Here is a 19,315-nt window from a genome sequence, read left to right as displayed (position 1 = left end):
TCTCCATTCGGGGGACCGTGCCCGGCGAGGTCGGGTGGGTGTTCTAACGGTGGGAACTCCACCGGTGCGGATCGCACTCGAGCGCTGCGCGGTCCCAGCCTCCGAGGTCGGCGGCAGCGGCGTATGTGCTGTGCAGGAATTCGCCGACGGCCGCGTCGGGATCCGGTGCCGAGCGCGCACGCTCGTACGGGAAGAGGAACTGACGGAACTGCTCGCTGTAGAAGGCGCCCTCCGGGACGACGGCGCTGTCGAAGCCGTCCGGGGCCGGGTAGGCGTAGGAGTAGAACGCTCCCTCCTGGCCGCCGCCCGGCCAGAACCCGCAACTGCTCAGCTCGTGCGAGTAGCCCTCGACCATCACCCAGTCGCCGCAGTTCGGGGCGCCTCCGGGGTGTTTCGGTGCCGGTCGACCCGAGAATCGGGTGCACGCCAGATCCATTGCACCCCAGAAGAAGTGCACGGGTGTAACTTTTCCCGTGAAGTACGAGCGAAACTCCCGGATCACGCGGTCGGCCTGGACGAGCTGACGCCAGAACAGCGTCGCAGATTCGGCGTCGTACGACGTGTGCACCTCGTCGTCCGCGAACGGGATCGCGGTTTCGACCTCGTTCGGTGTGGCCCGGATGTGGACCTCGACTCCCATGCCGGACAACGCCCGAATCGTTTGGAAGTAGAATTCGGACACGGACTTCGGCTCGAGCGCCACCTCGGCGAGACCGCCGTCGCTGGTGCGCATCCGCAGCAGGTGGTCGACGAAGTCGAACTCGATGTCGAGCACCCGGGTGCCGTACGGGATCGCGCCGGTGCTCAGTCCGCGCGCGGACACGTAGAGCGTCACCTGCCACCAATGATTGATCATCGGGGACAGTGCCAAGCGGATCTTGCCGACGATCTGCGTCCACATGTGGAGCGTGTCGCGCGTGGCGGTCCAGTCCTCCACACGAAGAGATGGCCACGCCGGCTCGGACGGATGTCGATCGGTCACCGTGCCTCCCTCGACGTGAGTGTTCACGGGTTCGAGATGACGGATGTTCGATGCTCGCGGGTCCAGCCTAGTGCGTTGACAGCCAGGCCGCTGGAGAGTGACGAGCGCCGCGAACCAGGGCACGGATGCGCAGTCGAATCTCCCGTGCCCTGGTTCGTGATTGTTCCGCCACCGTCACCGTCTCCGGGGACGCATCCCTCGGAGCGTGGCCCGGCTCGACGTCACGGCAGCGGCGGTGCCAGAGGCGCGTGAGCGGTCAGCCGCCCAGGGAGCCGCTGAAGAAGTCGAGTGCGCTGAAGGCGTCGGAAAACGCGCCGAAGAACTGGGACAGGTAGCTCAGATCCATGGTGGTACACCTTTCGGTCGAACAGTGTTGCGCGGTTGCGCATTCACATGGTGTTCGACGAACCTGGCTGTCCGGTGTGCCGAGCCCGGCAGTCCCCTGGGAGATCCGGTCGCGCCACGCCTCGCCACCACCGGGCGCTGCGCGCCGGGAGTCAGCGGTCGCCGAAACGCGCACCGAGCTCGTTGACCTCCGGCAGGCCCATGAACCCGGTGAACTCGTCGAACGCGGGTAGTCCGGGTAGCGCGGCCGCCGGTGTGCCGTCCCTGGCGATGGTGGCGAAGAAGTCCTGAATGGACCGGGTGGCGGCCAGCAGGGCGCCGATCGGGAACAGGACCAGGGCGAACCCGAGTTCGGTGAGGGTGTCCAGCGGCAGCGGGGGAGTGCGTCCACCCTCGACCCAGTTGAACACCAGCCGGTGGCCCTTCAGCCGGGTCGCCACCTGGTGCACCTCGTCGACACTGTTCGGGGCCTCCACGAACAGCAGGTCGGCCCCCGCGTCGGCGTACCGCTGCGCCCGGTCGATCGCGGCGTCGAGACCCTCGACCGCCGCGGCGTCGGTGCGTGCGACGATCAGGAAGTCCGGGTCGGTGCGGGCCGCGGTCGCCGCTTCCAGCTTCGCGACCATCTCCGAGGTCGAGACGACGGCCTTGCCTGCCATGTGCCCGCAGCGTTTCGGGGCCACCTGGTCCTCGAGCTGGATCGCCGCGACACCCGCGTTCTCGTACTCGCGCACGGTGCGAATGACGTTGAGCGGGTTGCCGTATCCGGTGTCGGCATCGGCGATGAGCGGAAGGTCGATCGCGGCGGCCATCCGGCGCGCGTTGTCCGCCATCTCGGTGGCCGTGAGCAGGCCGACGTCGGGCCGGCCGATCATGCTCGCGGCGGTACCGAAGCCGGTCATGTAGGCGGCGGAGAACCCGGCGGCCTCGAGCAGCCGCGCGGACAGGCAGTCGTATGCGCCCGGGGCGAGGAGCGGCTCGTCCGCGTCGAGGAGCCGGCGTAGGCGGGGTCGAACCGCGGTCGGGGTGCCGAGGAGATCTGCCATGGCATCGCACCGTAGCCGTGCCGGGGCGGCTTCGCCGCCTGTGCGCACTTTTGGTGGCCAGGACGACGAAAAGCGCGCACAGGCGCCGGAGGCGCCTATCGTGGTGACGTGGCGCACACACAGGGAACGTTCACCGGCAATCACGGCACCCGGATCACCTACGACATCTGGAACCCCGATGGGGAGCCGGTCGCGATCCTGGTTCTGGCGCACGGGCTCGGCGAGCACGCCCGCCGCTACGACCACGTCATCGCGCGGCTGCTTGACCTGGGGTTGGTGGTGTACGCACCGGACCACCGCGGGCACGGCCGCTCCGGCGGCAAGCGGGTCGAGCTCAAGGACTGGCACGACTACACCGACGACCTGCACCGGGTGTTCGACCTCGCCCGCGCCTCACACCCGGGGCTGCCGGTGTACCTGCTCGGCCACAGCATGGGCGGGGCGATCGCCCTCGACTACGCGCTCGACCACCAGGCCGACCTCGCCGGGCTGATCCTGTCCGGTCCCGCCGTCGACGTCACCTCCGGAACGCCCGGCATCGTCGTCGCGCTCGGCAAGGTCATCGGCAAGTACCTGCCGGGCCTGCCGGTGGAGACCCTCGACGCCAACCTCGTCTCCCGCGACCCGGAGGTCGTCGCCGCCTACAACGACGATCCGCTCGTGCACCACGGCAAGGTTCCGGCAGGCATCGCCCGCGGCATGATCCTCAACGCCGAGTCCCTGCCGCCGCGGCTGCCGACGCTGACGCTTCCCTTGCTGCTGCTGCACGGCGAGAAGGACGGGCTGGCGAATGTGGACGGCAGCCGGATGATCGCGTCCACCGCGGGCACCGAGGACCTGACCTACAAGGAGTACCCGGGCCTCTACCACGAGGTGTTCAACGAGCCCGAGCAGGAGCAGGTGCTCGATGACGTCGTCGGCTGGCTGAAGGACCACCTCGACTGAACCGCCGGTTCGCGCCCCGGATCCGGGCCGGTTGGGTAACGTGCGGATTTTGTTGCTCGCACGTCGATAGGTTTCTTCTTGAACCCCAACATGTCCCGGCGTCGGTTCATGGCGCTCGGTGCGGGGGCGCTGGGCGCCGCCGCGACCGGATCTCTGCTGCCGCCGTCGCTGCAGGCCGCGATCGCGAACCCCGTCCCGCCGGGTGGGTTGGACTCCGTCGAGCACGTGGTGCTGCTGATGCAGGAGAACCGGGCCTTCGACCACTACTTCGGCGCGCTGCGCGGCGTCCGCGGCTTCGGTGACCCGAACGCGTTGACGCTGCGCACCGGCCGCACCGTGTACGAGCAGCCCGATCGCGACCACGTGGTGGTGCCGTACCCGATCCGCGATTCCGCGGCAGCGCAGCGGATGGACACGCAGAACGTCACCGCCCTCGACCACGAATGGGCAGGCGGTCACGAGGCGCTCGCAGGCGGCTGGCACGACGGTTGGATACCGGCGAAGACCGCCGCGACGATGGCGTACTACGACCGCCAGGACATCCCGTTCCACTACGAACTGGCCGACTCGTTCACCATCTGCGACGCCTACCACTGCTCGGTGCCGACGTCGACCAGCCCCAACCGCAACTACTGGGTGTCCGGATACACCGGGTTCGAGCCGGGCGGAACCCGCGCCGTGACGAATTCCGCCTACCTGCCGATCCACGGCGGCTACACCTGGACGACCGTCCCCGAACGCCTCCAGGCGGCGGGTGTTTCGTGGAAGACCTATCAGGAGTGGGACAACTTCACCGACAACAACCTGGAGTATTTCGTCACCTTCAAGCAGTTGGCGAGCCGGATGTTCGGACACCCGTCGCTGGTGCCGTACCAGTTCTCGACGCTGGCCGCGTTCTACGGCGCGGTCGGTGTCATGCCCGCGGCCGCGCAGGACGCGGCGGTGGCGGCCCTTGCCGCCGCGGCGGATTCGCTCTCCCCGGCCGACCGGCAGTTGTACGACCGGGCGCTGTTCCGGTCGCGGCCCGGCACCCTTGCCGCCGAGTTCCGCAAGGACGTCGACGGCGGGACGCTGCCGCAGGTCTCGTACCTGGTGCCGTCGACCGTCGACTCCGAGCACCCGTCCGACTCGTCGCCCGCCGCGAGCGCCACCCTGCTGTACCAGGTGCTCGACGCGCTCGCCTCCAAGCCCGAGATCTGGGCGAAGACGGTCGTTCTCGTGAACTACGACGAGAACGACGGCTACTACGATCACGTCCCGCCGCCGCAACCGCCGCGTGCGGTGGGCGACGAATGGGTCGCGGACCAGGCACTGGGACTCGGACCGCGGGTGCCGATGCTGGTGATCTCACCCTGGACGGTCGGCGGCTACGTGTCCTCGGAGGTGTTCGACCACACCTCGGTCACCCAGTTCCTGGAGCGGCGGTTCGGGTTCCTCCAATCGGAGATCAGTGGGTGGCGACGCACCGTCGCCGGTGACCTGACGGGCGCGTTCGACTTCGCGAAGCCTCGCTCCCGGCCGTCGCTCACCGCGCCTCCGCCGGCTCCGCCACTGCAACCCCGCTGGGTGCCGTCGCCGCCGACCGCGCAGCGGATGCCGTTGCAGGAGAGCGGAACCCGACCCGCTCGGGCGCTGCCGTACCAGCCGGACGCGGACGCCGTGCTCGACGGCGGCGCGCTGCTGGTCACGCTGCGGAACGCCGGCGCCCGCAGCGCCCATCTCGCGATGTACCCGTACGCCGGGGAATTCGAGGCGCCGCGCCACTTCGACGTCGAGTCGTCGGTCGAGTCGTCGGTGCCGCTGCCGCAGGGCCGATACGCGCTGACCGTGCTCGGCCCCAACGGATTCCGGCGCGAGTTCGCGGGATCGGTGAGCGGCGCCGCCGCGGGGGTGACCGCGCGCACCGCCGTCGACGCGGGGGCGCGGACGCTGACCGTGACGGTCCGCAACGGCGGGGCGACGCCGGTGACCGCGCGGGTCGCGGGCGCCGACCGGACCGTCGCCGCCGGTACCGAGGCCGCCTTCTCCGTGTCGTCGACGCAGGGCTGGTACGACGCGGCGCTGACCGTGGTGGAGGACGACACCTTCCGCCGCCGCTGGGTGGGGCACATCGAGAACGGCACCGAATCCGTCAGCCAGGGCGCCGTCGCGATCTCTCCCACCGGCGACCTGACGTGGACGCCGCCGCCGAGCATCCCGGGCACCGGGTCCCTGGACACCGGGTCTGCGGCCGGGTCGTCGTCCCTGCTGCCGCTCGGCACCGGATCGTAAGAGAAGGTCGTGATGTCACAGTTGACGCATCGAACGCTCGAGGTGAACGGCATCGACCTGCACGTGGCCGAGCAGGGGGAGGGCGCGCCGGTCGTGCTGTGCCACGGCTTCCCCGGCCTGTGGTTCACCTGGCGGCACCAGCTGGACGCGCTGTCGCGTGCCGGGTACCGCGTGATCGCGCCCGACATGCGCGGCTACGGCCGCAGCAGTGCCCCCGCCGACGCGAGCGCCTACGACCGGCCGCACACCGTCGCCGACATGGTGGGCCTGCTCGACGCCCTCGGCATCGAGCAGGCGGTGTTCGCCGGCCACGACTTCGGTGCGCACCTGGTGTGGGACCTGCCCGCGTGGGCGCCGGGCCGGGTGCGGGCACTGATGCAACTCAGCGTCCCGCGCACCCCCAGGCTGCCGGTGCGGCCGACCGTCGGGTTCGAATACCTCGCATCCCAGCACTTCGCGCACGTGCACTATTTCCAGGAGGTCGGCGTCGCGGACGCCGAACTGAACGAACACCCGCGCGAGTTCCTCGCGAAGATCCTGCACGCGCTGTCCGGCGCGAACCGGTACCTGGACTGCTGGGAGTTCCCGTCCGAGGGCAACGGCTACCTCGACGTCCTCCCGGAACCGCCGGCGCTGCCGTGGCCGTGGCTCGGTGAGGACGAGTTCGACCACTACGTCGCCGAATTCAGCAGGACCGGTTTCACCGGCGGGCTGAACTGGTACCGCGCCGAGGACTCCGTGTGGGAGCAGAACGAGACCCTGCACGACGTCCCGGTCGAGGTGCCGACGGTGTTCGTCGCCGGCTCCCGTGATCCGGTGCTGGAGATGATGGGCCGGGACCCGTTCGCCGCCATGCGCGCCCTGGTCCCCGGACTGGTCGGCACCCACGTCATCGACGGGGCCGGGCACTTCGTGCAGATGGAGAAGCCCGACGAGGTCAACGCGATCTGGCTCGACTTCCTCGCGGGCCTCGACGCCTGACGCCGTTCCCTAATGTCACGTTGGGGGTCGTCAGGTGACCCGATGTGACATTAGGGAACCGCTGGTGGGGTGCTCGGCTACTTGATGGTGGCGAGCGAGGCCAGGGTGGCGGAGCAGGCGTCCGCGACCTCGGCGCCCTTCTTGTCGAAGTGCGCGGTGAAGAAGTCGGCGTGGTCGGCGTGGTCGTGGAAGTGGTGCGGGGTGAGCACCGCGGAGAACACGGGCACGTCGGTGTCGAGCTGGACCCGCATCAGGCCGTCGATCACCGCCGAGGCGACGAACTCGTGCCGGTAGATGCCACCGTCGACGACGAGGCCTGCGGTGACGACGGCATCGAAGCGGCCGGTACGGGCCAGTCGCTGTGCGTGCAGCGGGATCTCGAAGGCGCCGGGCGTCTCGAAGAACTCGACGTCGGCGGGGTCGTGACCCAGCTCGCGCCAGCGGGCGACGAACGCGTCCCGCGCGTGGTCGACGATGGAGCGGTGCCAGGTGGCCTGGACGAAGGCGATGGTCATGGACAAATGCTAGTGCGGGTCCCGGTCACCACGCGATCCGGACGGTCCCGCGGGGCGTGGATCCCCGCCCCTCGGTGTCAATTACGTTGTGGTATGGCACGTTTCGTGACGTGGGCCACTCGGTCCCCATCCGTACAGTGGGGCCATGGACAAGCCCGACGTTACACTCGAGAACTCCGACGCGGTCTACGACTTCTACCTCGCGCACCAGCAGAACCGGCTGCTCGCGAAGGCGGCGTACGCGACGCTGGCGGCGAAGTTCCGGCCTCGGGTGGGTTTCGCGGACGGTGCGCGGGAGAAGATCCGGGCGGCGGTGCGGTCGAACGCCAGCATCGTGCTGTCGGTGAACCACCTGTCCGAATCCGACCCGTACACGGTGGCCGCGGCGGCGTGGCGCAGCCCGCTGCGATCCGTGATCGGACGCACCCGGGTGCTGGCCAAGGACGAACTGTTCGCCGAGAACAAGCTGCGGGACCGGATCGACCTGATGGGGTCCATCCCCGTGTTCCGTGGCAAGAACCACGGCATGCGCGCCGTCAACGCCGCAGGTCAGCGAATGATGGACGTGTGCGCCGAGCGGATGCGCCGCGGCGACAGTCTCGCGATCTTCCCGGAGGGCACCTGCAACGAGGGCGATCCGACGCAGTTGCAGGCGGTCGGCAGCGGCGTCGGGCACATCACGAGCCGGGCGGTGAGACTCGGTGTGGCTCCGGTGCTGGTGCACATGGGCATCAGCTACGGCGGCACCGGCGAGGGGCGGACAGACAACGTCCGCGGCGCGAGCATCTACTTCGACACCCCGGTCACGGACCTGCCCGAGAAGCCGGCGGCGATCGCGCGGCTGGTGCACGATCGGCTGCAGGATGCCGTCGACGGTGCGGTGGCCCGCTACTGACCTGGTGGTGTCCCCGTCATCGGTACACTGGCGGCGATCTGTCTGGAGGACGTACATGCAGCAAGTGGATGTGACCGCACTGGAGATGGCGCTCGCCGCGGGCGCCCCGCTGATCGACGTGCGCGAGGCCGACGAGTTCGCGCAGGCGCGCGTGCCCGGGGCGGTGCTCGTCCCGCTCAGCGAGTTCACCGCCCGGCTGGACGAGATTCCTTCCGCGGACACGGTGTACGTGATCTGTGCGATGGGCGGGCGCAGCGCGCAGGCGACCCAGTACCTCAATGCGACCGGCGTCAACGCCGTGAACGTCGCCGGCGGCACCGAGGCGTGGATCGCGTCCGGCCGTGGAGTCGAGACCGGCGCCTGAGCGTCTCGTTCGTCAGAAGTTCACGACCAGGTTGTGCCGGCCCGGCTTCATCCAGCCGGTGACGACGCCCTGGCTCGGCTGCTGTTCCGTGCCGCCGCACGCCACGACGAGCCGGAACCGGCCCGCGTCGTAGGTGGTGAACGAGTACGACTTGACCCACCCGTGGGCGCCGGGGACGTCGTCGAGTTCCGCCCATCCGGATTCGCCCTTCTCGGCGGCGACGTACGTCGCGACCGGGGGTGAACTGCGCGCCCCGCTCTTGCAGGACACCGTCCCGAAAACGGTCTGCGGGGTCAGTGCCTGTGCGGCCGGTGCCGCGAGGACGGCAGGCACGGCGAGTGCGGCGGCAGTGGCGGCAAGTCCGAGGAAGCGCATCTGGGTCCTCTCGATCGCACGGCTGAAGACGATCACCAAACGCTGATTCTAGGAACGATTCGTCGTTCGCACGCCGCTTTGCCCGGACCCGGCGGGTGCGGCGCCCGGGCGGCTACCGCCAGAGCCGGTCGTATGCGCTGATCTCGGCTTCGCGGGCGGCCCGGCGCTTGTCGTTGTCGAGGTCCATCGGCAGGCCGTTCTTCTGCAGCCGCCGCGCGCGGTTCTGGTGGATGTAGACCACCGTGAAGAACACCGCCAGGGACATGCCGAGCAGCACCATCGACGCGCGCAGCCACAGTGGCCCGGGGAAGAGCATGAACGCCAGGTACAGCGGGATGAAGGGGACCTGCTGCCGCAGCAGGTGGCGAACGACGTAGTGGTCGCCGGTGATGTCGTTGCGGACCCACTCGTTCATCGACTCGGGCAGCTTCGCCCCGAATGCGTAGGCGATCCACTGCAGCGGGTTGGGGCGGGTGACACCCATCTTGCGTGTGCTCACTTCTCGCTCACTTCTCCAGTGCTCCGGCCGCGAGTGCGGCCTTGTTGATGTCGGTGAGGACGCGGTGCAGCTCTTCGAGCTGCGGGAGCCCGACGCCCAGTGCCGCGACCACGGCCGGCGGGATCTTCTCCGCCTCGTCGCGCAGCGCGCGTCCTGCGTCCGTCAGGTCGACGACGAGCGCACGCTCGTCCTCCGCGCTGCGGGTGCGGGTGATCAGTCCGGACGCCTCGAGGCGCTTGAGCAGCGGGGAGAGGGTCGGTGAATCCAGTTGCAGCGCAGCGCCGATCGCCTTGACGGACATCGGAGCCTCGCCCCAGAGCGCGAGCATCACCAGATACTGCGGGTGCGTCAGCCCCATCGGCTCGAGCAGGGGGCGGTACACCGAGAGGACGGCCCGGTTCGCCACGGCCAGCGCGAAGCAGACCTGCCGGTCGAGGGCGAGTGGATCGGTGTCGGTGGTGGTCACAAATCGAAGCGTACACGAATAGATAGCGCACTAACTAAATTGCGTCGCGTTTCACGTCGAACCGGAATGCGGGGGCAGTCCCCGTCCGCGCACTCGCCGCGTGGGTCGCGTCAGGGGGTGCGGCCGAGGAGGGCGACCAGGCGGTCGATCGGTGGGGCGTCGTCGGTGACCGGTTGCGGCGGGGCGAACGGGGTGCGCCCCGGTGGCAGCTGGGGAATCAGCGCCCGGCTGAACGCGATCTGCTCCTCGATCACCGCGTCGTCGTAGGCGGTCGGCTGCCCGATGGCGCGCGCGAGGTCCCACCCGTGCGTGATCGTCTCGACGGTGCGCAGGTTCAGCGCCACCGTCGCGGGCATGCGCCGGATGGGCAGGTCGACCTCGGACTCGAGGGCACCGGGCGCCGCGAACGCCTGCACGAGGGCATCTGCGGCGGCGCGGAATGAGCCGGCCGGGTCGGGTCCGAGCAGGTCGGGCGGCGAGGCGACGGCCGCGACCGGCAGCGGGCGCTGGTGGAGCGCGGACGCGAACATGTGGTTGCCGGCCGTCAGGTGGTTGACGAGCTGGTGGACGGACCAGTCGGTGCAGGGCGTCGGTGCGGACCACTGGTCGTCGGCGACGGCGGCCACCAGTGTGGCGGTCGCGTCGAGTGCCCGGCCGAGGTCCTCGATGGTCGAGGTCATGATTCCGGCCTACCACCGTCACGCTCGCCGAGGAACCCCGGAATTCCCGAAACGGGGTGTTCCGAGGCGGGAAAGTGAGTGATACTGAAAGTGACACACACTGGGAAGGGTGGGCCTGTGGAGCAGAACACGCAGTTCGACGCGGTGATCGTCGGCGCCGGATTCGGTGGAATGGGCGCGGCGATCGCGCTCAACCGGCTCGGCATGACGAATCTGGCGATCCTCGAACGCGAGGACGACCTCGGCGGAACCTGGCACGTCAACCGCTACCCGGGCCTGGCCGTGGACATCGCGTCCGTGACCTACTCGTACTCGTTCGAACCCAACCCGCACTGGTCGCGCCTGTTCGCGCCCGGCGCCGAACTCAAGAAGTACGCCGACCACGTCGCCGACAAGTACGACCTGCGTCGCTACATGCGTTTCGGTGCCGTCGTCTCCGGAGCCCGCTGGGACGACGATGCGCGGCACTGGGTGGTGGCGATCGACGGTCGGGAGCCGGTGACGGGCCGCTACCTGCTCACCGCGACCGGATTCCTGTCGCAGCCGCACATGCCGGACATCGACGGCATCGACGCGTTCGCCGGCCGGATCGTGCACACGACTGCCTGGGACGACAGTGTCGACCTCGCCGGTGCGCGGGCCGCGATCATCGGCACCGGCGCTACCGCCGTCCAGTTGATCCCCGAGGTCGCCCGCAAGGCCGCCGCGCTGACCGTGTATCAGCGCACCCCGATCTGGGTGGTACCCAAGCTGGACATGCCGATTCCCGGTGTGCTGCAACGGCTGTTCGCGAAGGTGCCGGCCACCCAACGTGCCGCCCGCGCCGTCAGTGACGGACTGCTGGAGGGCCTGATGGTCAGTGCGGTGCTGCACTACAGGCAGGCGAAGCTGCTGAACAAGGCCGCCGCCGCGGCGTCCCGGCTGTTCCTGCGGACCCAGGTTCGGGACGCGAAGCTGCGGAGTGCGCTGACCCCCGACTACGACTTCGGCTGCAAGCGGCCGACGTTCTCCAACAGCTACTTCCGCACCTTCACCAAGAGGAACGTCGCCCTCGAGACCGCATCCATCGAACGGATCGAAGCGGACGGCATCGTCACCGCGGACGGCCGCAAGACCGAGATCGACACCCTGATCCTCGCGACCGGCTTCAACCTGTGGGACGTGAACTTCCCGGCCATCGAGGTGATCGGACGCGACCAGAGGAACCTCGGAAAGTGGTGGCGGGACAACCGATTCCAGGCATATGAGGGTGTCGCCGTGCCGAAGTTCCCGAACTTCCTCACCCTGGCCAGCCCGTACTCGTACAGCGGACTGTCGTATTTCACCACCATCGAGTCCCAGATGGCGCACATGACCCGGCTGTTCGGCGAGATGAAGCGTCGCGGGGCGGACGTGTTCGAGGTGACCGAGCAGGCCAACGAGCACTTCCTGGACCGGATGACCGCGAACCTCGACGGCTCCGTTTTCTACGCCGGTAGCTGCAGCACGTCGCGGTCGTACTACTTCAACCAGCACGGCGAGGCGGCCCTGCTGCGCCCGACGTCGACCGCGAACGCGTTCAAGGAGGCGCGCTCGTTCCCGCTCGACGACTACGAGCTGAGCTCGCCGACTGTCGGTGGGTGACGGCCGCGCGGTCATTCACACACTCTTTCGGGCACACGCAGGGGTGCTGGACGTGGAGAAGGAGTGTGCACGCTGGAAAAGGTGTGTGCACGTCGGGTGCTGACGCCCCCGCCGGAAGCCCGGTAGATACAGTTCTTGTCATGGCCACCATTCACCCGTCCGCGACTGACGAGAACTTCGAAGAGCTGCAACAGGACCCGTTCTTCGAGGTGGTCACCGACCTGATCGCCGACTACCTGACCGACGCGTTCGACGACCCGGCAGGTGGGGAGGTGGACCGGTGGACGCTCAGCGCGCTCCCCGCGACCAACCGGTCCGCTGAACGGGAGCGGCTGTTCACCCTCAATGCCGGGCCGATGGAGGTGCTGTTCGTCGAGCGTTTCCTCGAGGACGGGGAGATCGTCGACTATCGGGTCGCCCTGTACGCGTCGCTGTCGGCACTGACCGAGGAAACATCGTCGAGCCTGGACGAACTCGCGCTCCGCTACCCGCTGCTGCGGTGCCACCCGACCGACATGGCTTCCGCCGGAGGGGACGGTGTTCTGATCGACTGGTTCGTCTCCGACGACGGCGCCGACGACCAGTTCTTCGACCTGCCCCTGGCGAAGGCGATCCGGCCGCTGACCGACCACCTCGGCACCAAGGGGCGCGGGCCGTATGCGCAGTACCACAACCGCGCCTTCGCGGCGCACGTGCTCGGGCGGGCGGCCGCCGATGACTGACCCGCTGCCCATCCGGCTGCCCCGCGTCCTTCGCGACGGCGACGACGCCGCGGCGTTGGACGTGCTGAGCGAGTACTTCACCCGCAAGGTCGTCAAGACCGGATACCTGAGGACCGGTGCGCTGTGGGACAACTGGGATCCCAGTGGCCGCCGCGACGCCGATCGCGACGTCTTCACCGCCGACGACCTCGTCGCGGTCACCCTGCTGTCGGTCGAGGTTCCCGGGCAGGGCGCGTTGGTCATGTTGGGGGAGAAGCGTGCCGAGCTGAGCGCCCTGCTGCGGGAGGTCGGCCCGGACCGCGACCTCGCGGACGAGGCCGACGTGCTCACCGAGTCCGCTCCGGTGTGGCGGCTCGACACGGTGCTGCGTGAGATCCACGGCGTCGGCCGGACCACGGCCTCGAAACTCATTGCGCGTAAACGCCCTCGCCTGTATCCGATCTACGACCGGGTCGTGGGGATCGAACTGGGCACCACTGTCACGCACCTCGAACAGATCCGCGTCGCGCTGAGGGCCAACGAGGGCGAACTGCACCGCCGGCTGATCCGCCTGCGTGATCAGGCCGGGCTGGACGAGGCGGTGCCTGCGCTGCGCATTCTGGATGTGCTGGCCTGGATGCAGGGCAAGAGGTACGTTCCCCGCACCGGGTGACGGACCGCCTGCGGGTCGGCGAGTGGGGGCGCCCTCCCGGACGGACACCCCGGCGGCGACCTGCGGTCGATCAGGCCAGCCGACGCTCGAACGCCACCGTCGACTGCGCGGTGGCGATGTCCACCGTGTACACCCGGATGGTGACGGCATCCGGGGCGAGGTCCATCACCATGAATCCGACGTCGGTGTAGTTCTGGAAGAGGTTCCTGCGGGCGACCTCGGCTCCGGCCTTGCCGTGGCTGTTCTTCGCCGACGCGCCCGACACGATCTGACGCGTTCCCTTGGAGGCCGCCGTCGGCTCGAGGATCTGCAGCGAATGATCGTGTCCGGAGAGAATGAAGTGGCATCGGCCGACGACGTGGTCCTCGAAGAACCGCTTCGCGTGGACACCGTTCATGGGCTCGACCGGGATCCCGTCGTACTTGCCGGCATCGCCGTGTGATCCGTTGCTGAGATACGGATGATGGGTGACGGCGATCTTCCACTTCGCCGTCGAGGAGGCCAACGCCGCATCGAGCCAGGCACGTTGCTCGCTCGTGAACTGTCCGTCGGGGGACCAATACGGTGAGAGCAGCGGTGGGAGGTACGCGGCGAGCGGGTTGAGGTCGAGCACGAAGAACTCGACGACCGGGTTCCGTTCGGGCACGCGCACCGAGTAGTACCGGCTGGGCATCCACCACTTCCGGGAACGCCGGTGGTAGTCGACCTCCTCGTCGCCGCGCAACAGCCAGCCGCCGTCGCCCGGGAAGACCGCGCTGTTGTCGTGATTGCCCAGTGCCATCACCCACGGGAAGTCGAGGCCGTGGTTCGGGTCCTCGAACTTCGTGGTGAACTGGGTGTCGTCCTCGCTGGTGGGGCCCAGTTCGTAGATGTTGTCGCCGAGACCCAGTGCCATGGCGAGGGGTTCGCGGCCGTGGAGGTCGCGAATCGCGTCGGCCACCGCCCACTGAGGCTGGGCGCCGGTGCCCGCGTCACCGGTGAGGAGGACGCGGAGCGTCGATCCGGTGGGAAAGGCGAACTTGTCGCTGTCGGTAGCGGCAGCGGCGGCGACCGCCGGCGTCATCGCGGCGAGCGGGACGGCGGCGCCTGCCACCGCCGCGCCGGTGAGGAATCGCCGTCGATCGATTCCGTCGAACTCCGTCATCGTGTCCTCGTTCGTCTCGAAAAGGGTGGGCACCGACACGGAGCAAACCCGAATATGGACAGCCGTTCAACTGCACGGGCCAAATGTCGCCGGGTGTTCACGAACATTTCGGGCCGCGCCGATCGTCGCCCCGACCGCGCGTCGCCTGGGTGAGCGGCCGCCGTCGGTGTTGGATGGATCCATGTCTGTGTCTGGGAGCCCGATACCGGGCGGCGTCGTACCCGACGCCGTCCACGACGCACTCGACGTGCGGGGATGGACGGTCCGCGCGGCGTCGATGCGGGGAACCTCGCACGAATCGGACCTGACGCCAAGGCAGGACTCGTACGCCGTACGACAGGGCAACGGCCGGATCGCGGCCGTCGTCTGTGACGGCCTCGGCGCGATGGAGTACTCGCACCTGGCCGCCGCGGCGGCGAGCGCGGCACTCGCCGATCACCTGCTCACCGCCGACCTGGAGGTCTCCGGCGACTGGACCCCGCACTTCCGGGTGGCCTCGCTGGCGGTGACGCGGGCCGCGGGCGACCTGCTCGGGGACCGCGCGCCGAGCCTCGACGAGGTTGCCGACGTCATGGCCACCACCGTGACCGCGCTCGCCATCGAGGGCGTCGACGGCCCCGGACCGTGGTTGGCCCACGCGGCCACCGTCGGCGACAGCAGTGCGTGGTGGCGTCGCACCCGCTCCGGTGCGCTGGGCTTCGAACCGTGGTTGTTGATGTCCGGTGGACGGCTGACGCGCCGTGAGGTCGCCATCTCACGGGCCCTCGCGCTGCCGGTGCCCGACGACGCGGTCGTTACCGGGACGAGCTACGAGATCGGTCCGGAAGAACTGCTGATGGTGTGCAGTGACGGTGTCGCGGACGCGTTCGAGGACGGCGGCAGCGCCGTCGCCGCCTCGTTCGCGACGGGGTGGACCAACCCGCCCCGCCTCGGCGACCTCGCCGACCGCATCGCGTTCGAGCCGGCCGGACCGGCCGACGACCGCACCGCCGTCGCGGTGTGGACGCCGCGCTGACCCGTCCCTGTTGTGAGCAGCCCTTGTCGGCGGAGCGGGTTGTTCGGGCGGTTCGGGACGCGCCGAGTGTGTCGGTGGGTGGGTCTATACAGTTCTGTTGGTCTTCGTCGAGCAGAACAGGCAGGTAGCGGTACCCGTGATCACCGGTGACATCAAGAACAAGGTCGACGCAGTCTGGGACGCCTTCTGGACGGGCGGCATCTCGAACCCGCTGGAGGTGATGGAGCAGATCACCTACCTGCTGTTCATCCGGCGACTCGACGACGAGCAGACCAACGCGCTGAACAAGGCGAACCTCCTGGGCGAGCCGCTCGAGGGCAACCCGTTTCCCGAGGGCAAGGACGAGGAGGGGCGGCCCTACAACGACCTGCGGTGGTCGGTGTTCAAGGACCGGCACGCCGACGAGGCGTTCGACATCGTCGCCAACCGGGTGTTCCCGTTCATCAAGGAGATGCGTGGCGAGGACTCCACCTACGCGCACTTCATGAAGGATGCGCGGCTGACCATCCCCAACGCCGGCATGCTGCAGCGGGTGATCGACCGGCTCGACAAGGTGCCGATGGACAACCGCGACACCAAGGGCGACATCTACGAGTACCTGCTCGCGAAGATCGCCTCGGCCGGTCAGAACGGCCAGTTCCGCACGCCGCGGCACATCATCGAACTGATGGTGCACATGACCGCGCCGAAGCCCGGCGACCGCATCGTCGACCCGGCCTCCGGCACCTGTGGCTTCCTGGTAGGTGCGTCGGAGTACATGCGGGCGAACCACGCGGACGCGATCAACTCCGGTGCGGGCCGCGAGCAGTACCACCACGACATGTTCCACGGCTTCGACTTCGACAACACCATGCTCCGCATCGGCTCGATGAACATGATGCTGCACGGCATCGAACAGCCGGACATCCGCTACCGCGACTCCCTCGCCGAGGCGAACACCGGTGACGCCGAGGCCTATTCGCTGATCCTCGCCAACCCGCCGTTCGCCGGCTCGCTGGACTACGAGAACACCGCGAAGGATCTACAGCAGATCGCGAAGACCAAGAAGACGGAGCTGCTGTTCCTGGCGCTGTTCCTCCGGCTCCTCAAGCCTGGTGGACGCGCAGCGGTGATCGTGCCCGACGGCGTGCTGTTCGGATCGTCGAAGGCGCACAAGGAACTTCGCAGGATTCTCGTCGAGGAGCAGAAGCTCGACGCGGTCGTGAAGCTGCCGTCCGGCGTGTTCAAGCCGTATGCCGGGGTGTCGACCGCGATCCTGTTCTTCACCAAGACCAACTCCGGCGGCACCGACAACGTCTGGTTCTGCGACGTGCAGGCCGACGGCTGGTCGCTGGACGACAAGCGCAACCCGCTGCTCGACGAGGGCAAGCTCGGCGCGCTCGCTGAGCTGACCGAGGACGAGCACGCCAAGAACAACCTGCCGGATGTGCTGCGGCGCTGGAGTCTTCGCGACAGCGACGAGCTGGAGCGTGCGCGGACCGAGCAGAGCTTCTGTGTGCAGAAGGATGACATCGCTGCGCAGGGGTACGACCTGTCCCTGAATCGCTACAAGGAGATCGTCCACGAGGAGATCGAGCACCGGAAGCCGGCCGAGATCCTCGACGAGCTCGACCGCCTCGAGAAGGAGATCGTCGACGGCATGGCGCAGCTGCGGGAGATGCTTGCTGGCGGTGTGGCGTGAGTATATTGCCGATTGCGGCTCTGGGTGAAGTCGCAGACCTTCGGGCGGGCGTCGGGTTTCCGACGAGTCTTCAGGGTAGGACTATCGGTGACTATCCTTTCGCCAAAGTTGGCGACATCTCTCGCACAAGTCGTGCAGGCAAGAAGCGCATCGTAGTCGCCGACAACTACGTCGACAAAGGTGATCTCGCGGTCCTCAAGGCGAAGCTGGTGCCGCGGGGGAGCGTGCTCTTTGCAAAGATCGGCGAGGCGATTCGGCAGAATCATCGAGTGGTAGCCGATCAGGAAATGTTGATCGACAACAATGCGATGGCTGCAGTACCAAATGGTTCAATTGACTCCGAGTATCTGTACAGGTTCCTGCAGACCGTAGATCTCTACAAGTTCGCATCGTCGACGACTGTTCCATCGCTGCGGAAGTCGGAACTTGAGAAGATCCGTGTCCCGCTGCCGCCTCTCGCAGAACAGCGGCGGATTGCGGCGATCCTCGACCATGCCGACGCCCTTCGCGCCAAGCGTCGGGAAGCCCTCGCCTGCCTCGACGAGCTGACCCAGTCGATCTTCATCGACATGTTCGGCGATCCGGCAACCAACTCGAAGGGTCTGGAGTTTGTCACGATCGGTGACCTTCTTGACTCAGCGCAGTACGGAACCAGCGAGAAGAGCGGGGCGGACGGAGAGTTCGCGGTACTGCGAATGAACAATATTACCTACCAGGGGCAGATGGACCTGACTGACCTCAAGTACACTGATCTGCCGGATGACAAGGTCGACCGATTCACTGTTCGTGCAGGCGACGTGCTGTTCAATCGCACCAACAGTGCAGAACTGGTGGGCAAGACGGCCGTCTACCGCGGCGAGAGCCCGATGGCGTATGCGGGATACCTGGTTCGACTCCGTGTCGCCGATGGAAACTCGCCCGAGTACATCTCGGCCTTCCTCAACTCACGTTATGGGAAAGCCGTTCTACGGGGAATGTGCAAAAGCATCGTTGGCATGGCCAACATCAATGCACGAGAGGTCCAGTCAATTCGGATTCCGAGGGCATTGGCGTCGGCGCAGAAGCAGTTCGAACAGCGAGTGGCACTCGTGGAATCCAGCAAGGCCGGTCACCACACAGCCCTCGCCGCGCTTGATGCTCTCTTCGCTTCCCTCCAGTCCCGCGCTTTCCAGGGTGAGCTGTGACCGTGCCTGCTCCGGTGTCGGAGATGCCGGTGTGGTCCGGGTTCCTCACCCCGGTGTTGGAAGTTCTTGCGGATGGAGGGATTTGGCGCAAGCGTGACCTGCATGTTGCGGTGGCGGAACATGTTGGCATCACGAGCGAGCAGCGGGATGAGGTGCTGTCGTCAGGGCAGAGTCGTTTCGACAACCGCGTCGGGTGGGCGCTCAGTGGTCTGTACCGGGCGCAGCTTGTCGACAAGCCGGCGCGGGCCACGTTCACGATCACCGATGCAGGGCGTGAACTGCTCGCCGCAAATCCTGATGGGATTACAGCGAAAGCGCTGAAAGCCGTTCCTGCATACCAAGACTATGTGCCCGTGGGTAAGAATTCGGCGACCACCGACCCTGCTCCCGTCGAGGGTGACTCCGATCCGCTGGAGCAGATCGAGGCCGGCGTCGCGCAGTTGCACGCCGAGGTCGCAGCCGACCTGCTCAAGCGGCTCCGCGAGCAGCACCCCGACTTCCTCGAGCAGTCGGTGCTCGACGTGCTCGTCGCGATGGGCTACGGCGGCGCCGAAGGGAAAGCCACCCGCATCGGCGGCTCAGGCGACGGCGGCGTGGACGGCGTTATCGACCAGGACCCGCTCGGGCTGGACCGAATCTATGTGCAGGCCAAACGCTATGCGGCCGACAATACCGTCGGCCGGCCGGAGATCCAGGCGTTCGTAGGTGCCCTGCACGGCGTCGGCGCGGCCCGCGGCGTGTTCATCACCACCAGCACCTTCACCTCCGGCGCCCGCGAGTACGCGAACGGCATCGGCACCCGCATCATCCTCATCGACGGCGGGCGGCTCGCCCAACTCATGATCCGCTACGGCGTCGCCGTCCAGACGCGCCAGACCTTCACCGTCGTCGAGGTCGACGAGGACTACTTCGAGTGACCACCTCCCGCTC

20 protein-coding genes are annotated in these 19,315 nt (G+C 67.9%); 12 read left to right on the top strand and 8 right to left on the bottom strand.

The window, feature by feature from the left end; genetic code table 11:
* Nucleotides 1-43: 43 nt before the first annotated feature.
* Complete coding sequence (locus ACWEPG_RS00500) at nt 44-982, bottom strand: DUF5996 family protein (RefSeq protein ID WP_452593612.1); 939 nt, start codon at nt 980-982, stop codon at nt 44-46.
* Between the two features lie 497 nt (nt 983-1,479).
* Entirely contained in the window at nt 1,480-2,373 is an 894-nt protein-coding gene (locus ACWEPG_RS00495) for an isocitrate lyase/PEP mutase family protein (RefSeq protein ID WP_450133399.1), read from the bottom strand.
* Nucleotides 2,374-2,481: 108 nt separating this feature from the next.
* Here ACWEPG_RS00495 and ACWEPG_RS00490 point away from each other — a divergent pair, with 108 nt between their 5' ends.
* The 3 genes from ACWEPG_RS00490 to ACWEPG_RS00480 all read left to right on the top strand — a co-directional run bounded on the left by ACWEPG_RS00490 (nt 2,482) and on the right by ACWEPG_RS00480 (nt 6,570).
* A complete protein-coding gene (locus ACWEPG_RS00490; RefSeq protein ID WP_452593611.1) occupies nt 2,482-3,318 on the top strand; it encodes an alpha/beta hydrolase in 837 nt (278 codons plus the stop codon).
* 78 nt (nt 3,319-3,396) lie between these two features.
* A complete protein-coding gene (locus ACWEPG_RS00485) occupies nt 3,397-5,589 on the top strand; it encodes a phosphocholine-specific phospholipase C (RefSeq protein ID WP_452593610.1) in 2,193 nt (730 codons plus the stop codon).
* A gap of 12 nt (nt 5,590-5,601) precedes the next feature.
* Nucleotides 5,602-6,570, top strand: coding sequence for an alpha/beta fold hydrolase (locus ACWEPG_RS00480; protein ID WP_450111961.1), 969 nt, complete (start codon nt 5,602-5,604; stop codon nt 6,568-6,570).
* Between the two features lie 77 nt (nt 6,571-6,647).
* Here the strand turns inward: ACWEPG_RS00480 and ACWEPG_RS00475 are convergent, their stop codons facing one another.
* Nucleotides 6,648-7,085: a 6,7-dimethyl-8-ribityllumazine synthase gene (locus ACWEPG_RS00475; protein ID WP_450111962.1), complete on the bottom strand. Its 438-nt coding sequence runs from the start codon at nt 7,083-7,085 to the stop codon at nt 6,648-6,650.
* A 145-nt stretch (nt 7,086-7,230) separates the two neighbouring features.
* On the opposite strand from ACWEPG_RS00475, the gene ACWEPG_RS00470 reads away from it, so the two are divergent.
* Together ACWEPG_RS00470 and ACWEPG_RS00465 are read left to right on the top strand one after the other, a co-directional pair.
* Entirely contained in the window at nt 7,231-7,980 is a 750-nt protein-coding gene (locus tag ACWEPG_RS00470; protein WP_450111963.1) for a lysophospholipid acyltransferase family protein, read from the top strand.
* 55 nt (nt 7,981-8,035) lie between these two features.
* A complete protein-coding gene (locus tag ACWEPG_RS00465) occupies nt 8,036-8,344 on the top strand; it encodes a rhodanese-like domain-containing protein (RefSeq protein ID WP_450111964.1) in 309 nt (102 codons plus the stop codon).
* A 12-nt stretch (nt 8,345-8,356) separates the two neighbouring features.
* Here the strand turns inward: ACWEPG_RS00465 and ACWEPG_RS00460 are convergent, their stop codons facing one another.
* The 4 genes from ACWEPG_RS00460 to ACWEPG_RS00445 form a co-directional block, all read right to left on the bottom strand.
* Complete coding sequence (locus ACWEPG_RS00460) at nt 8,357-8,758, bottom strand: hypothetical protein (protein WP_450111965.1); 402 nt, start codon at nt 8,756-8,758, stop codon at nt 8,357-8,359.
* A 73-nt stretch (nt 8,759-8,831) separates the two neighbouring features.
* Nucleotides 8,832-9,203: a DUF5313 family protein gene (locus ACWEPG_RS00455; protein WP_450112054.1), complete on the bottom strand. Its 372-nt coding sequence runs from the start codon at nt 9,201-9,203 to the stop codon at nt 8,832-8,834.
* A gap of 22 nt (nt 9,204-9,225) precedes the next feature.
* A complete protein-coding gene (locus tag ACWEPG_RS00450) occupies nt 9,226-9,684 on the bottom strand; it encodes a MarR family winged helix-turn-helix transcriptional regulator (RefSeq protein ID WP_450111966.1) in 459 nt (152 codons plus the stop codon).
* A gap of 110 nt (nt 9,685-9,794) precedes the next feature.
* Complete coding sequence (locus ACWEPG_RS00445; protein ID WP_450111967.1) at nt 9,795-10,364, bottom strand: TIGR03086 family metal-binding protein; 570 nt, start codon at nt 10,362-10,364, stop codon at nt 9,795-9,797.
* Between the two features lie 171 nt (nt 10,365-10,535).
* Here ACWEPG_RS00445 and ACWEPG_RS00440 point away from each other — a divergent pair, with 171 nt between their 5' ends.
* The 3 genes from ACWEPG_RS00440 (at nt 10,536) to ACWEPG_RS00430 (ending at nt 13,361) form a co-directional block, all read left to right on the top strand.
* Nucleotides 10,536-11,987: a flavin-containing monooxygenase gene (locus tag ACWEPG_RS00440; protein ID WP_450112055.1), complete on the top strand. Its 1,452-nt coding sequence runs from the start codon at nt 10,536-10,538 to the stop codon at nt 11,985-11,987.
* A gap of 140 nt (nt 11,988-12,127) precedes the next feature.
* Nucleotides 12,128-12,709, top strand: coding sequence for a hypothetical protein (locus ACWEPG_RS00435; RefSeq protein WP_450111968.1), 582 nt, complete (start codon nt 12,128-12,130; stop codon nt 12,707-12,709).
* On the top strand, nt 12,702-13,361 hold the full coding sequence (locus ACWEPG_RS00430) for a DUF6308 family protein (protein WP_452593609.1): 660 nt from the start codon (nt 12,702-12,704) through the stop codon (nt 13,359-13,361). The genes ACWEPG_RS00435 and ACWEPG_RS00430 overlap by 8 nt, the downstream gene beginning before the upstream one ends.
* Nucleotides 13,362-13,431: 70 nt before the next feature.
* Here the strand turns inward: ACWEPG_RS00430 and ACWEPG_RS00425 are convergent, their stop codons facing one another.
* Nucleotides 13,432-14,505 (bottom strand): metallophosphoesterase, encoded by a 1,074-nt coding sequence (locus tag ACWEPG_RS00425; RefSeq protein ID WP_452593608.1) that lies wholly within the window; start codon nt 14,503-14,505, stop codon nt 13,432-13,434.
* A 181-nt stretch (nt 14,506-14,686) separates the two neighbouring features.
* Here ACWEPG_RS00425 and ACWEPG_RS00420 point away from each other — a divergent pair, with 181 nt between their 5' ends.
* The 4 genes from ACWEPG_RS00420 (at nt 14,687) to ACWEPG_RS00405 (ending at nt 19,302) form a co-directional block, all read left to right on the top strand.
* Nucleotides 14,687-15,520 carry a protein phosphatase 2C domain-containing protein gene (locus ACWEPG_RS00420; RefSeq protein WP_450111971.1) on the top strand — a complete coding sequence of 278 codons (834 nt, stop codon included), beginning with the start codon at nt 14,687-14,689 and terminating at the stop codon, nt 15,518-15,520.
* A gap of 136 nt (nt 15,521-15,656) precedes the next feature.
* Complete coding sequence (locus tag ACWEPG_RS00415; protein ID WP_452593859.1) at nt 15,657-17,201, top strand: type I restriction-modification system subunit M; 1,545 nt, start codon at nt 15,657-15,659, stop codon at nt 17,199-17,201.
* Entirely contained in the window at nt 17,198-18,385 is a 1,188-nt protein-coding gene (locus ACWEPG_RS00410) for a restriction endonuclease subunit S (protein WP_452593607.1), read from the top strand. The genes ACWEPG_RS00415 and ACWEPG_RS00410 overlap by 4 nt, the downstream gene beginning before the upstream one ends.
* A complete protein-coding gene (locus tag ACWEPG_RS00405) occupies nt 18,382-19,302 on the top strand; it encodes a restriction endonuclease (RefSeq protein ID WP_452593606.1) in 921 nt (306 codons plus the stop codon). The genes ACWEPG_RS00410 and ACWEPG_RS00405 overlap by 4 nt, the downstream gene beginning before the upstream one ends.
* Nucleotides 19,303-19,315 lie beyond the last annotated feature (13 nt).

Source organism: Rhodococcus sp. NPDC004095 (assembly GCF_053604015.1).
The sequence above is the reverse complement of the archived record's forward strand: the minus strand, read 5'-3'. Positions and strand labels throughout refer to the sequence as shown.

What these genes read in the sequence shown, in the direction of transcription:
- ACWEPG_RS00425 (WP_452593608.1), bottom strand. Translation starts at nt 14,505, where the DNA reads ATGACGGAGTTCGACGGAATCGATCGACGGCGATTCCTCACCGGCGCG.
- ACWEPG_RS00465 (WP_450111964.1), top strand. Translation starts at nt 8,036, where the DNA reads ATGCAGCAAGTGGATGTGACCGCACTGGAGATGGCGCTCGCCGCGGGC.
- ACWEPG_RS00430 (WP_452593609.1), top strand. Translation starts at nt 12,702, where the DNA reads ATGACTGACCCGCTGCCCATCCGGCTGCCCCGCGTCCTTCGCGACGGC.
- ACWEPG_RS00475 (WP_450111962.1), bottom strand. Translation starts at nt 7,085, where the DNA reads ATGACCATCGCCTTCGTCCAGGCCACCTGGCACCGCTCCATCGTCGAC.
- ACWEPG_RS00445 (WP_450111967.1), bottom strand. Translation starts at nt 10,364, where the DNA reads ATGACCTCGACCATCGAGGACCTCGGCCGGGCACTCGACGCGACCGCC.
- ACWEPG_RS00435 (WP_450111968.1), top strand. Translation starts at nt 12,128, where the DNA reads ATGGCCACCATTCACCCGTCCGCGACTGACGAGAACTTCGAAGAGCTG.
- ACWEPG_RS00440 (WP_450112055.1), top strand. Translation starts at nt 10,536, where the DNA reads ATGGGCGCGGCGATCGCGCTCAACCGGCTCGGCATGACGAATCTGGCG.
- ACWEPG_RS00470 (WP_450111963.1), top strand. Translation starts at nt 7,231, where the DNA reads ATGGACAAGCCCGACGTTACACTCGAGAACTCCGACGCGGTCTACGAC.
- ACWEPG_RS00480 (WP_450111961.1), top strand. Translation starts at nt 5,602, where the DNA reads ATGTCACAGTTGACGCATCGAACGCTCGAGGTGAACGGCATCGACCTG.
- ACWEPG_RS00455 (WP_450112054.1), bottom strand. Translation starts at nt 9,203, where the DNA reads ATGGGTGTCACCCGCCCCAACCCGCTGCAGTGGATCGCCTACGCATTC.
- ACWEPG_RS00495 (WP_450133399.1), bottom strand. Translation starts at nt 2,373, where the DNA reads ATGGCAGATCTCCTCGGCACCCCGACCGCGGTTCGACCCCGCCTACGC.
- ACWEPG_RS00420 (WP_450111971.1), top strand. Translation starts at nt 14,687, where the DNA reads ATGTCTGTGTCTGGGAGCCCGATACCGGGCGGCGTCGTACCCGACGCC.